This window comes from Paraburkholderia sp. RL18-101-BIB-B (assembly GCF_046026985.1).
Lineage (GTDB): Bacteria > Pseudomonadota > Gammaproteobacteria > Burkholderiales > Burkholderiaceae > Paraburkholderia.
In genome coordinates this window covers 95607-108736 of record NZ_JARESV010000006.1, presented here as the reverse complement: position 1 = coordinate 108736, position 13130 = coordinate 95607, and the positions used below count along the sequence as shown (strand labels likewise).

Sequence of the window (13130 nt, the reverse complement as noted above, 5' to 3'; positions counted from 1 at the left end):
GGGTAAACGCCTGCTGAACACCCCGCCGCGCCCCTCGCCGCCGTCGAAATGTTCCGTCTATAATCGTCCGTGGCTGATTAAAGAACAAGAAGTTGCCGTCACGCTGTACCGCTCACATACCCACGGAGACGAGACAAGCATGAGCGAAGCACCACACGGAGCCCCGATCAAAACCCCCGGACAGCTCGTCGCCGCGATCATTGCCAGTTTTGCGGTACCGATCGTCATCATCGTTCTGCTAGTGATCTACGTCGACAATTCGACGCGCACCGGCGCCGGCACCGACTCTCTCTCCGAAGCCGAGGTCACCGCCCGCATCAAGCCGTTCGCCCAGGTCGACATTCGCGACGCCAACGCGCCGCGCGTCTACAAGAGCGGCGAGGAAGTCTACAAGGCCGTGTGCTCCGCGTGTCACGCGTCGGGTGCGGCAGGCGCGCCGAAATTTACCAATGCTGCCGACTGGGCGCCGCGCATCGCGCAAGGCTTCGATACGCTGCTGCACACTGCCCTCACCGGTAAAGGCGCGATGCCGCCGCGCGGCGGCACCAGCCCGGACGACTACAGCGATTTTGAGATCGCCCGCGCGGTCGCCTATATGGCCAACAACTCCGGCGGAAGCTTCCCTGAACCGGCTCAGCCGGCAGCAGGCGCCGCTGCGGCCTCCGGTGCAGCAGCGGCAGCGCCGGCCGGCGCTTCCGACGCGGGCGCGGCTCAGGCCGCCGCAGCGATGGCCGCCATGGCCAGCGTGCCGCAAGCGGCCGCGCCGGCAGCGGGCGGCACGCAAAGCGCGGACGCGTCGCAAGCCGGCAAGGCGTTGTATCAGCAGGTTTGCCAGGCCTGTCACGCGGCTGGCGTGCTGAACGCACCGAAGTTCGGCGACAAGGACGCCTGGGCACCGCGTCTGAAAGAGCCAATGGACACGGTCTATAACTACGCGCTGCACGGCAAGGGCGCGATGCCTCCGAAGGGCGGCTCGACTGCCTCCGACGCGGACGTGAAGGCCGCCGTCGACTACATGGTCAGCGCGGTGAAGTAAGACGCACCGCTCGCGGCGTTTGCCACGCGACAAAAAATCCCTGCACCGTGGCGACGCGGCGCAGGGATTTTTTTATATCTCGGCCAACAAACAGGCCTACGAGATTCGCGTTATGCGCCAGGTTGGGCGCTGTCCGCGAGCGGCTGCGCACTCGACGTTTCGAAGCGCCCACTCAAGGCTTCTGCAACAGCGCCTTCAAACTCGCGAGCCGGTCTTTCGGCGACATCGGCGCTTCTTCGGGCGTCGGCGGCGGGGCATCGTCGAGCAGCATTTCGGGGATGAAGCGCGACGGCTCGCACACCACCGTTTCACGCGCGCGCTTGCGCTTCTTGCACCAGTTCAGATGCAGGCTGCGTTGTGCACGCGTGATCGCCACGTACATCAGCCGGCGTTCTTCTTCGATGCGCGCGTCGTCGATCGGCTCGTCGTCCGGACCGCCGCGATGCGGCATGATGCCTTCCTCGACGCCCACCAGAAACACGTGCGGATACTCCAGGCCCTTCGACGCATGCACCGTCGAAAGCCGCACCGCGTCGGGATCTTCCTCGCGGCCTTCGAGCATCGACATCAGCGCCACGGTCTGGATCAGGCCGAGCAGACTCTTGCCGGAGTCGCCGAGACCGTCGGCGGTGTCGTAGCCGGTGGCTTCGTCGTTCGCCGCGCCCGCGGGCTCAGCCTTGGTGCCTTTGCGCTTGAGCCACTCCATGAACTCCAGCACGTTTTGCCACTTGGCCTGCGCCTGGCGTTCGTCGAACGCATCGTACAGATAAGCCTCGTAGTGGATCGCATCCATCAGTTCGTCGAGCAGCGTGCCGGCGGCATCCTTCTCGGCACGATCGGTGAGGCGCTGCATGAAGTCGCAGAACACGCGCATGGGTTCGATCTGCCGTGGCGACAGACGCGCCTCGATGCCGCCCATGTACACGGCCTCGAATAGCGACACCTTGGCCTGGCCCGCGAACGAGCCGAGCGCCTCGAGCGTCGTATTGCCGACGCCGCGCCGCGGCGTGGTGATCGCGCGGATGAACGCGGGGTCGTCGTTCGCGTTGGCGATCAAGCGCAGATAAGCGCAGATGTCCTTGATCTCGGCTTTGTCGAAGAACGATTGGCCGCCGGACAGCACATACGGAATCCGTTCACGCCGCAACACCTGCTCGAAAATGCGCGCCTGGAAGTTGCCGCGATACAGGATCGCGTAGTCGCGGAAATTCGCGCGCCGCTCGAACTTGTGTGCCGACAGGCGAAACACCACGGACTCGGCCTCGTGCTCTTCGTCGTTGCACGGCGTGACGGTGATCGTGTCGCCCATGCCGTGTTCGGACCACAGCTTCTTTTCGAACAGCTTCGGATTGTTCGCGATCACGTTGTTCGCGGCGGTCAGAATGCGCACCGTCGAGCGATAGTTCTGCTCCAGCTTGATCAGATGCAGCTTCGGAAAATCCTTGCTGAGCTGGCCGAGATTCTCGAGCGTCGCGCCGCGCCAGCCGTAGATCGCCTGATCGTCGTCGCCAACCGCTGTGAACGCCGCGCGCTTGCCGGCCAGCAGTTTCACCAGTTCGTACTGGCAGGCATTGGTGTCCTGATACTCGTCGATCAGCAGATAGCGCAATTTGTTCTGCCAGCGGTCGCGCACCTGCTCGTTCTTTTCGAAGAGTTCGGCGGGCAGACGGATCAGGTCGTCGAAATCGACCGCCTGATACGCATGCAGCGTCGCCACGTAATTGCGGTAGACGATCGCGGCCTGATGTTCGTCCTCGTTCGCGGCGATCGCGATCGCCTGCTCGGGCATGATCATGCCGTTCTTCCACAGCGAGATGATCGACTGGATCTTGCGGATAAAGCCCTTGTCCGTCGAACCGACCTGCTCCTGGATCATGCCGAAGCAGTCGTCCGAATCCATGATCGAGAACTGCGGCTTCAGGCCTACGTGCTCCGCTTCCTGTCGCAAAATCTGCACGCCGAGCGAGTGGAAAGTGCAGACCGTCAACTGATTGACGGGCACTTTGCGGCCTTCCTTGCCGGGCGTGGTCAGCGTCTTGCCTTCGAGCAGCTTGCCCACGCGCTCGCGCATTTCCAATGCGGCCTTGTTCGTGAACGTGACAGCGGCGATGTGACGTGGCTCGAAGCCCTTGGCCTCGATCAGGTGCGCGATCTTCTGCGTGATCACGCGCGTCTTGCCGCTGCCTGCGCCGGCGAGCACGAGACACGGACCGTCAAGATAACGGACCGCTTCATTTTGAGCGGGGTTCAGGCCTGCGGACATCGTCTGTGGATGGGTGATGCGGTTGAAAGCAGCGGTTGAGGGCGTAGCGGCGCGGCGACTGCCGGCCGAAGGCCCGGGGGCATGCTGCGCGGCCCCGGCGGCTGGAACGGGTGCCCTGCGCGGTGCGAGGGTGTTCCGGCCCGCTGCGGTTCGCGCGAGAGGAGCGATGTTAACACGGATGCATGCAACGGATGCCCGCCTCATAAAAGCAATATCCGATCAACATGCGCCGAGCCGACGACGCTGACGGTCCACCTTCAGGACATGCCACAATTGCGGTGTTGCGCGCCGTCGCCGCGGTGGCAAAGCGGCGCGCCGATTTTGCAGGAAGACAAGCATGTCCGCATCGCTGAAGATTGGATTGATGGGTTACGGTTTCGCCGGCGCGACCTTCCATGCGCCGGTGATCGAGCACTGCGGCCGCGCGAGCGTCGCGGCCATTGCCACGAGCCAACCCGAGCGCGCGCTCGCCGACTATCCGCATACAAAGGTGGTGGCCGACCTCGACGCGCTGCTGGCGCTCGAAGAAATCGACTGCATCGTGATCGCCACGCCGAACGATACGCACTTCGACCTGGCGCGCCGCACGCTGGAAGCGGGCAAGCACGTGGTGGTCGACAAACCGGTCACGCTGAACGCCGCCGACGCCCACACGCTGGCCAACATCGCGCTCGCCCGGAGCAAACTCTTCATACCGTTTCACAACCGTCGCTGGGACGGCGATTTTCTGACCGTGCGCGACCTGCTCGCGAGCGGCGAACTGGGACGGATCACGCAATACGAATCGCATTTCGACCGTTTCCGGCCTGAGGTGCGGCAGCGTTGGCGCGAAGAAGCGTCGCGCGGCGGCGGCTTGCTGCTGGACCTCGGGCCGCATCTGATCGACCAGACGCTGGCCCTGTTCGGCGCGCCGCAAACCGTGTCGGCCACCGTGCGCACCCATCGCGACGACGCCGGCGCACCCGACTACGTGCATATCCAGCTCGGCTACGGTGAGTTCGAAGTGGTGCTGCACGCCAGCGCGTTGACGGCACTGGTCGCGCCGCGCTTCACCATCCACGGCACGCGCGGCAGCTATATGAAATACGGCCTCGATACGCAGGAAGATCAGTTGAAGGCGGGTCTGCGGCCGGGCGACGAGGGTTTCGGCGCCGGCAATGCGGCCGGTGTGCTGCGCGTGCAGGAAGGCGATCAGGAGGTCGAGCGCGAGTTGCCGACGCGCAATGGCGACTACACCGGGTTCTACATCGCGGTGGCCGACGCCATCCAGCACGGCGTGAAATTCCCGGTCAGCGCGCAGGACGCCGTCGACGTAATGACGGTTATCGAGCTTGCGGCCCGCAGTTCGGAAGAAGGCGTCCGGCTGCCGTTTGAGCGGATTCGCTGACGGTTTGGCCTGCACGTCGAAATGGCTTGTGTACCTAAAACAGCACTCGCCGCCCACGCCGCGCGGGCCAAACCCTGACAAGCCCGAAAGGAACATAACGTTACAAATAAGGCCGCGCTGCCGGTCAGCGCGGCCCGGCAGTCATCCGTTGCTACCGGGTAGCACCACACAACGACAATGACTTCCGGAGAGTTCATGCCCCGTACTATCCGCGCGCTCGCCGCGTGCGCCTTGCTCAGTTCCCTCGCCGCCTGTGTGGTGGCGCCTCAACCCCAGCCGGCGCCTCGTCCCAACCCGCAACAGATCGCGGATCAGCGCCTGCGCCAGGTCGACGGCCGCATCGACAATCTCAGCCGCCGGATCGACAACCGCGTGAATCAGGGCTATTACCCGCCGCCCCAAGGCGGCGCGCTGCATCATCGCCTCGACGTGATCCGTCAGGAAGCGCACGACATGGCCGCGCAACATGGCGGCGGCCTCTCCAGCGACGAACAGCGCGTGCTGAATCAGGAACTGGACAACGCGGCGCACGCCATCGGCGAATAGTCGCGCCACGCGTCAGGTCAGGCACCAAAAGCGGCACGAGCGCGGCATCACGTCCCGCGCTTTTTTTGACAGGCGCGAGAGCGGTGCGTCAACCGCCGCGCCGCTCGCGGGCCTTTATTTGACAAGCCCCCGGCCCTCGCGTACATTCGCCGCACGCGTCGGGAGAGCGCGCTGGCCGCTGAAAATCGCAGGCCGCGCCGCCGAAGGGGCACACCCGCAAACTCTCAGGCAAAAGGACCGACCGCGTCGAAAAACCCGCGTCCAGGCAACATCGAGGCACTCGTTTTTCGCACTCTGGAGAGCGGCAGTAGCCGTCTGCATCGTTTAATCGAGCAGATTCTGGCAAGCTGCCCACCGAAGGGGCGCGCGTTTCACCGCGGCACGTCAATGTGATCACGGTGGCGCAATCTCTCAGGTATCGAGGACAGAGGGGTCATGCAGGACCACGCTCGCAGCCAGAAGGCCGCGAGGCGTAGCGCCGCATGGCCTTTTTTGTTTCGCGAGATGCCCGAGGCCCCATGACCGAACTCAAACACACCCCGCTTCACGCCACCCACCGTGCGCTCAATGCCCGCATGGTCGATTTCGGCGGCTGGGACATGCCTGTCAATTACGGCTCGCAAATCGACGAACACCGCGCCGTGCGCACCGACGCTGGCATGTTCGACGTCTCGCACATGTGCGTCGTCGATTTCACCGGCGAGCGCGTGCGCGCCTTCTTCGAATACGCGCTGGCGAACAATGTCGCCAAACTGCAAACGCTCGGCCGCGCACTGTACTCCTGCCTGCTGAACCCGGACGGCGGCGTGATCGACGATCTGATTGTCTATTACTTCGGCGAAGATCACTTCCGCGTGGTCGTGAACGCTGGCACCGCTGATAAAGACATCGCCTGGTTCGGCCAGCTCAACGCCGAAGGCGGCTTCGGCCTGACCATCACGCCGCGTCGCGACTTTGCGATCGTCGCCGTGCAAGGCCCGAACGCACGCGAAAAAGTCTGGCAAACCGTGCCGGCCGCGCGCGCCGCCACGGAAGCCTTGAAGCCCTTCAACGCCACTCGCATCGAAAACACGCCGTTCGGCGAATTGACCGTCGCCCGCACCGGCTACACCGGCGAAGACGGCTTCGAAATCATCGTGCCGGCGGATCACGTCGAAGCGCTGTGGAACGCATTGCAAGCCCAAGACGTGCGCCCGGCCGGTCTCGGCGCGCGCGACACGCTGCGCCTCGAAGCCGGCATGAACCTGTACGGCCAGGATATGGACGACAACGTCTCGCCGCTCGACGCCGGCCTCGCCTGGACCGTCGACCTCACCTCGCCGCGCGACTTCGTCGGCAAAGGCAAGCTGGAAGCGGACGGTTCGCAGGCCGCGTTCGTCGGCCTGATTCTGCTGAAGGACAACGGCAAGGCGGCAGGCGTGCTGCGTGCTCATCAGAAAGTCGTCACGCCGCAGGGCGAAGGCGAAATCACCAGCGGCACGTTTTCCCCGACCATGCAGGAATCGATCGCCTTCGCGCGCGTGCCGAAGGGCGTGCAGCCAGGCGACACCGTGCACGTTCAGATTCGTGACAAAAACGTTCCTGCAAGCGTGGTAAAACTGCCGTTCGTGCGCAATGGCAAAGTGCTTGCGGTTTAAGCAACCGGCGCGTTCGTCCACTTTTTTCAAGTCACTACCGAATCACACCGCATAGGAGCATCCGATGAGCATCCCGGCCGATCTGAAATACACCGAATCGCACGAATGGGTCCGCACCGAAGCGGACGGCACGCTGACGGTCGGCATCACCGACCACGCGCAGGAAGCGCTCGGCGACATCGTCTTCTTCGAAGTCCAGGAACTGGGCAAGACCGTCACGGCAGGCGACACCGTCGCCGTCATCGAATCGGTGAAAGCCGCTTCCGATATCTACGCGCCGGTTTCGGGCGAAATCATCGAAGCGAACACCGCCGTGGCCGACACGCCTGATTCGGTCAACAGCACGCCGTACGAAAGCTGGCTCTTCAAGATCAAGCCGGCTGCGGACGCCACGCAGGACCGTCTGATCGACGCCGACGCGTACACCAAGTCAATCGGCGCCTGATTCACCTTTACGTTTAACCCGACAGGTGCGGTGTCCTTTTCGAACGGACAGCCGCACCGCCAGGAACACCCATGAAGCTCGAACACCCGGATCGTCTGATGAACCGCACTCCTCTCTCGCTCGCCGCGCTCGAAGTGCATGACGCCTTCGCCGAACGGCACATCGGCCCGGACGCGGCCGACCAGCACGCGATGCTCGAAGCCCTCGGCTTCGCGTCGCGCGCCGCGCTGATCGACGCCGTCATTCCGAAGACGATCCGCCGCACCGAAACGCTGCCGCTCGGCCCCTTCGCGCAACCGAAGAGCGAAGCGGAAGCGCTCGCCGCGCTGCGCGAACTCGCGGACAAGAACCAGGTGTTCCGCTCGTACATCGGGCAGGGCTATTACAACGCGCACACGCCGACGGTGATTCTGCGCAACGTGCTGGAAAATCCGGCGTGGTACACCGCGTACACGCCGTATCAGCCAGAAATTTCGCAGGGCCGTCTGGAAGCGCTGCTGAACTTCCAGCAGATGATCGTCGACCTGACGGGTCTGGCGATCTCGAATGCGTCGCTGCTCGACGAAGCCACGGCCGCGGCTGAAGCAATGACGCTGCTGCAACGCATCGGCAAGCCGAAGTCGAACGTGTTCTACGTGGCCGACGACGTGCTGCCGCAAACCATCGAAGTGGTGAAGACGCGCGCCACGCCGGTCGGCATCGAAGTGAAAGTGGGCCCGGCTGCGGAAGCGGCGAACGCGAATGCGTTCGGTGTGCTGCTGCAATACCCCGGCGTGAACGGCGACGTGCGCGACTACCGCGCGCTCACCGAAGCAATCCATGCAGCGGGCGGCCACGTGGTGGTCGCCGCCGACCTGCTCGCGCTGACCGTCCTCACGCCGCCGGGCGAATGGGGCGCGGACGTGGCCGTCGGTAACACGCAGCGCTTTGGCGTGCCGGTCGGCTTCGGCGGCCCGCATGCGGCATACCTCGCCGTGCGCGACGAATTCAAGCGTCAGATGCCGGGCCGTCTCGTCGGCGTGACCGTCGACGCGCAAGGCAACCCCGCATTGCGTCTCGCGCTGCAAACGCGTGAGCAACATATCCGCCGCGAAAAGGCCACCTCGAACGTGTGTACCGCGCAAGCGCTGCTCGCGATCATGGCCAGCATGTACGCCGTCTATCACGGCCCGCACGGTCTGAAGACGATCGCGCTGCGCGTGAACCGCATCGCCGCGTTGCTGGCGGAAGGCGCGAAGCAGCTCGGCTACACGCTCACCAACGAAACGTTCTTCGACACGCTCACGTTCGAATCCGGCGCGCGTACGCAAGCGCTGCACGACGCCGCGCAAGCGAAGCGCATCAATCTGCGCCGCGTGAGCGACACGCAAGTCGGCCTGTCGATTGACGAAACCACCACGCGCCGCGATCTGGCCGATCTGCTCGAAGTGTTCGCGCAAGCCGCGGGCGCGAAAGACGTGCCGCAAGTCGACACGCTCGACGAAAAGCTTGCCGCGTCGAACACGGCGTCGGTCCCCGCCGCGCTCGAACGCACCAGCGCGTACCTCACGCACCATGTGTTCAACCGTCACCATTCGGAAACGGAAATGCTGCGCTATGTGCGCAGCCTGTCGGACAAGGATCTTGCGCTCGACCGCTCGATGATTCCGCTCGGCTCGTGCACGATGAAGCTGAACGCGACCTCGGAAATGCTGCCGGTCACGTGGCCTGAATTCGGCCAGATCCATCCGTTCGCGCCGGCTGAGCAAACCGTCGGCTACCGCGAAATGATCGATCAGCTCGAAGAGATGCTGGTCGCGGCCACCGGTTACGCTGCCGTGTCGCTGCAGCCGAACGCCGGCTCGCAAGGCGAATACGCCGGCCTGTTGATCATTCACGCGTATCACGCGTCGCGCGGCGAAGCGCATCGCAATGTCTGCCTGATTCCTGCTTCGGCGCACGGCACGAACCCGGCGTCGGCGCAGATGGCCGGCATGCAGGTGGTCGTGGTGGCGTGCGACGCGCAAGGCAACGTCGATATCGAAGACCTGCAGAAGAAGGCCGATCAGCACGCCGACAAACTCGCGGCGATCATGATCACGTATCCGTCCACGCATGGCGTGTTCGAGCAGAACGTGCGTGAAATCTGCGAGATCGTGCACGCGCACGGCGGCCAGGTGTATGTGGACGGCGCGAACATGAACGCGATGGTCGGCCTGACCGCGCCGGGTCAGTTCGGCGGCGACGTCTCGCACCTGAACCTGCACAAGACCTTCTGTATTCCGCACGGCGGCGGCGGCCCGGGCGTCGGGCCGGTCGCGGTCGGCGCGCATCTCGCGCAGTTCTTGCCGAACCAGATTTCGTCGGGCTATGAACGCGCGCCGAACGGCATTGGCGCGGTGTCGGGCGCACCGTACGGTTCGGCGTCGATCCTGCCGATCTCGTGGATGTATATCGCGATGATGGGCGCGAAGAATCTCACCGCCGCGACCGAAACCGCGATCCTCAACGCGAACTACGTCGCGAAGAAACTCGCGCCGCATTATCCGGTGCTGTATTCGGGCCCGGGCGGACTGGTCGCGCACGAATGCATTCTCGATCTGCGTCCGATCAAGGAAACCAGCGGCATCACCGTGGACGACGTCGCCAAGCGTCTCGCCGACTACGGCTTCCACGCGCCGACAATGAGCTTCCCGGTGCCGGGCACGCTGATGGTCGAGCCGACCGAATCGGAATCGAAGGAAGAACTCGACCGTTTCATCGAAGCGATGATCGCGATCCGCGAGGAAATCCGCGCCGTCGAAGAAGGCCGCTCGGACCGCGAAGACAATCCGCTGAAGCACGCGCCGCACACGGCAGCGGTGGTCATCGCGAATGACTGGAAGCACGCGTATGCGCGCGAAACCGCGGCGTATCCGCTGCCCACGCTGATCGCGAAAAAGTACTGGCCACCGGTCGGCCGCGCGGACAACGTGTACGGCGACCGCAACCTGTTCTGCTCCTGCGTGCCGATCGCCGACTACGAGTAAGCTGGACAGTTATCGCGCATCGCCCGTTGCCTCGAAAAGAGGCGGCAGGGCGGTGCGTGGTTCTGCCCTCGGTTCTCTGTCGCTCCTGGCCGCAAACGGCTAACATCACACACCGAATCAGCCTAACGAGGAGTTTCGCATGGCGCGAAAGGTGCGATTGATGCAAAGCCGGACCGAAGCAACGCGAGCGCCGACATGGCGGCAAGCCTGCACGCTGCTGTTGGCTGGCGCAGCCGTGCTGCTGCCGCTGCGGCAAGCACAGGCCGCGATGAATTTTTGTGCGGCGCCCGCCCTGCAAACCAGCGAACGCACGAACGCCGATCCCGGCGTGAAAGCGCTGGTGAGCAATGTGCAGGCGCATCTGAACGATCAGCCGCATGCGCTGGCGAAACTGCACACCGAAGGCACGCTGCCGCACGAGGGCATTTACGACCAGAGCGTCGAAGCGGAGAAAGATCTCGATCTGTTGCGCGACGCCGCGCTCGCCTGGCGCGCCACCAGCGACGACCGCTATCTCAAGCTCGTCGACCGCTTGTTGTTTGCCTGGGTCACGACCTATCAACCGAGTTTCAATCCGATCGACGAAACCCGTTTTGAAGGACTGATTCTCGCGTACGACATGACGGCAAGTGCGTTGCCGGTGAAAACGCGCAATGCGTCGATGGCGTTCCTGACGAAACTCGCGAACGGCTACATCGGCCAAATCGACGCGCAACCTCGGCCGCTCAAAGGGACGTTCAAGAACAACTGGCAGAGTCATCGGATCAAACTGATTGCGATGGCCGCGTTCACGCTCGATAACCGCAAGATGATCAACGCGGCGCAGCGTCTGTTTGTCGAGCATATCGGCGACAACATCGAGCCAGATGGTTCGACAATCGATTTCAGCGAACGCGACGCGCTGCATTATGTCACCTACGATCTGCAGCCACTCGTGACGGCCGCGCTCGCCGCGCGCCGCCATAACCGTAACTGGCTGCCGGAAAAGGGCGCGGACGGCGCCTCGCTGCAAGCCGCGCTCAACTGGCTGGAGCCGTATGCGGCCGGCAGCAAGACGCATGAAGAATTCGTGCATTCGAGCGTTCCGTTCGATGCAAGACGTCGCGAGGCCGGCTTGCCCGGCTATTCGGGTCAGTGGGACCCGAAGAACGCGACGGAACTGTTTCACCTGGCGGCGCGCCTCGACGGGCGCTATACGCCGATCGCGCTGCAGCTAGCACCGACGCCGCCCGCGTGGCTCGCCGTGTGTTTGCCGCTGTCGGCGCGGTAAACCAACTCATCATCAGCAGGGAGCAGTAAATGGCAGTCAGCGTGTTCGACCTCTTCAAAATCGGCATTGGTCCGTCCAGTTCGCATACGGTCGGGCCGATGCGCGCGGCGCTGATGTTCGCACACGGGCTCGAACGCGATGGGCTGCTCGCTGCGACCGCATCGGTGAAAGTGGATCTGTACGGCTCGCTCGGCGCGACGGGCAAGGGGCACGGCACCGATCGCGGCGTCATGCTCGGCCTGATGGGCGATGCGCCCGACACTGTGGACCCGGACACGATCGTTGAACGGCTCGAAGCCGTGCGCCTGTCCCGCAAGCTGGCGCTGCTCGGCACGCACGAGGTGCCGTTCGTGCAGAAGGATCACATTTCGTTTTATCGTCAGGCGCTGCCCGAGCATCCGAATGGTCTGAAGTTGCGCGCGTTCGACGCGCAGGGCGAAACGTTGCGGGAATCGACCTATCTGTCGGTGGGTGGCGGCTTCGTGGTCACGGCTGGCGCGCCGAACACGAAGGTGCTGAGCGCCGTCGATCAACTGCCGCATTCGTTTCGCAGCGGCAACGAGTTGCTCGCGCTGTGCGAATCCACCGGCAAGAGCATCGCTCAACTGATGTGGGACAACGAGCGCGTCTGGCATACGGAAGAAGAGACGCGCGCGGGCTTGCTGAAGATCTGGGACGTGATGCAATCGTGTGTATCGCGGGGTTGCGGCATCAACAATCCGGACGCCGACGGTAACTTGCCCGGTCCGTTCCAGGTGAAGCGTCGCGCGCCGCAGTTGTATCGCGCGCTGTCGGGCAATCCTGAACTGGCGTTGCGCGATCCGCTGTCGATGATCGACTGGATCAATCTCTATGCGATCGCCGTCAACGAAGAAAACGCCGCCGGCGGACGCGTGGTGACAGCGCCGACCAACGGGGCGGCCGGCATCATCCCGGCCGTGCTGCATTACTACACGCGTTTCATGCCGGGCTCGAATCAGCAAGGCGTGATCGACTTCCTGATGACCGCCGCGGCGATCGGTATTCTGTACAAGCTGAACGCGTCGATTTCCGGCGCCGAAGTGGGTTGCCAGGGCGAAGTGGGCGTCGCGTGTTCGATGGCGGCGGGCGCGCTTGCTGCCGTCATGGGCGGCACGCCACGCCAGGTCGAGAACGCCGCGGAAATCGGTATGGAGCACAACCTTGGGCTGACGTGCGATCCGGTCGGCGGCATGGTGCAGATTCCGTGCATCGAACGCAATGCGATGGCATCGGTGAAGGCGGTCAATGCGGCGCGCATGGCTTTGCGCGGCGATGGCAGCCATTACGTGTCGCTCGATTCGGTGATCAAGACCATGCGCGAAACCGGCGCGGATATGAAGACCAAGTACAAGGAAACGTCGCGCGGCGGGTTGGCGGTGAATATCGTCGAGTGTTGAGTTGCGCGCTTTCCGGGCTTTACGATGAATGACGACGCGGGCTATAAGGCTCGCGTTTTTATTCGCGCGGCACGTGATGCGCGAGCACCAAGGTTGCGCTGCGCCGTGACAGCGCAGCCG

Annotated in this window: 9 protein-coding genes and 2 riboswitches; of the genes, 8 read left to right on the top strand and 1 reads right to left on the bottom strand. The window is 63.9% G+C overall.

Translation table 11 applies throughout. The features are described 5' to 3' along the window. Positions 1-139: 139 nt before the first annotated feature. The gene (locus P0D73_RS12405; RefSeq protein ID WP_132376553.1) at positions 140-1036 is read left to right on the top strand and encodes a c-type cytochrome; all 897 of its coding nucleotides are present in this window, start codon (positions 140-142) and stop codon (positions 1034-1036) included. Between the two features lie 172 nt (positions 1037-1208). On the opposite strand, the gene P0D73_RS12400 is transcribed toward P0D73_RS12405, so the two are convergent. Then, positions 1209-3299, bottom strand: a complete 2091-nt coding sequence (locus P0D73_RS12400) for a UvrD-helicase domain-containing protein (protein ID WP_408312484.1) — start codon at positions 3297-3299, stop codon at positions 1209-1211. Between the two features lie 337 nt (positions 3300-3636). Between P0D73_RS12400 and P0D73_RS12395 the strand changes: the two genes are divergently transcribed. The 7 genes from P0D73_RS12395 to P0D73_RS12365 all read left to right on the top strand — a co-directional run bounded on the left by P0D73_RS12395 (position 3637) and on the right by P0D73_RS12365 (position 13010). Then, entirely contained in the window at positions 3637-4686 is a 1050-nt protein-coding gene (locus P0D73_RS12395; RefSeq protein ID WP_132376551.1) for an oxidoreductase, read from the top strand. Between the two features lie 195 nt (positions 4687-4881). Then, a complete protein-coding gene (locus P0D73_RS12390) occupies positions 4882-5232 on the top strand; it encodes a hypothetical protein (RefSeq protein WP_132376550.1) in 351 nt (116 codons plus the stop codon). Positions 5233-5381: 149 nt separating this feature from the next. Beyond that, positions 5382-5482, top strand: a riboswitch (glycine riboswitch). A gap of 34 nt (positions 5483-5516) precedes the next feature. After that, a riboswitch (glycine riboswitch) is annotated at positions 5517-5670 on the top strand. An 80-nt stretch (positions 5671-5750) separates the two neighbouring features. Beyond that, entirely contained in the window at positions 5751-6869 is a 1119-nt protein-coding gene (gene gcvT, locus P0D73_RS12385) for a glycine cleavage system aminomethyltransferase GcvT (RefSeq protein ID WP_408284674.1), read from the top strand. A gap of 64 nt (positions 6870-6933) precedes the next feature. Continuing rightward, positions 6934-7314, top strand: a complete 381-nt coding sequence (gene gcvH / locus P0D73_RS12380) for a glycine cleavage system protein GcvH (protein ID WP_012434788.1) — start codon at positions 6934-6936, stop codon at positions 7312-7314. A 71-nt stretch (positions 7315-7385) separates the two neighbouring features. Then, positions 7386-10322, top strand: a complete 2937-nt coding sequence (gcvP, locus tag P0D73_RS12375) for an aminomethyl-transferring glycine dehydrogenase (protein WP_408431512.1) — start codon at positions 7386-7388, stop codon at positions 10320-10322. A gap of 139 nt (positions 10323-10461) precedes the next feature. After that, complete coding sequence (locus P0D73_RS12370) at positions 10462-11592, top strand: alginate lyase family protein (protein WP_408284670.1); 1131 nt, start codon at positions 10462-10464, stop codon at positions 11590-11592. A gap of 29 nt (positions 11593-11621) precedes the next feature. Then, complete coding sequence (locus P0D73_RS12365) at positions 11622-13010, top strand: L-serine ammonia-lyase (RefSeq protein WP_408284669.1); 1389 nt, start codon at positions 11622-11624, stop codon at positions 13008-13010. Positions 13011-13130 lie beyond the last annotated feature (120 nt).

Coding starts and splice junctions, on each gene's coding strand:
- gcvP (WP_408431512.1), top strand. CDS start 7,386: ATGAAGCTCGAACACCCGGATCGTCTGATGAACCGCACTCCTCTCTCG.
- P0D73_RS12400 (WP_408312484.1), bottom strand. CDS start 3,299: ATGTCCGCAGGCCTGAACCCCGCTCAAAATGAAGCGGTCCGTTATCTT.
- gcvH (WP_012434788.1), top strand. CDS start 6,934: ATGAGCATCCCGGCCGATCTGAAATACACCGAATCGCACGAATGGGTC.
- P0D73_RS12390 (WP_132376550.1), top strand. CDS start 4,882: ATGCCCCGTACTATCCGCGCGCTCGCCGCGTGCGCCTTGCTCAGTTCC.
- gcvT (WP_408284674.1), top strand. CDS start 5,751: ATGACCGAACTCAAACACACCCCGCTTCACGCCACCCACCGTGCGCTC.
- P0D73_RS12370 (WP_408284670.1), top strand. CDS start 10,462: ATGGCGCGAAAGGTGCGATTGATGCAAAGCCGGACCGAAGCAACGCGA.
- P0D73_RS12365 (WP_408284669.1), top strand. CDS start 11,622: ATGGCAGTCAGCGTGTTCGACCTCTTCAAAATCGGCATTGGTCCGTCC.
- P0D73_RS12395 (WP_132376551.1), top strand. CDS start 3,637: ATGTCCGCATCGCTGAAGATTGGATTGATGGGTTACGGTTTCGCCGGC.
- P0D73_RS12405 (WP_132376553.1), top strand. CDS start 140: ATGAGCGAAGCACCACACGGAGCCCCGATCAAAACCCCCGGACAGCTC.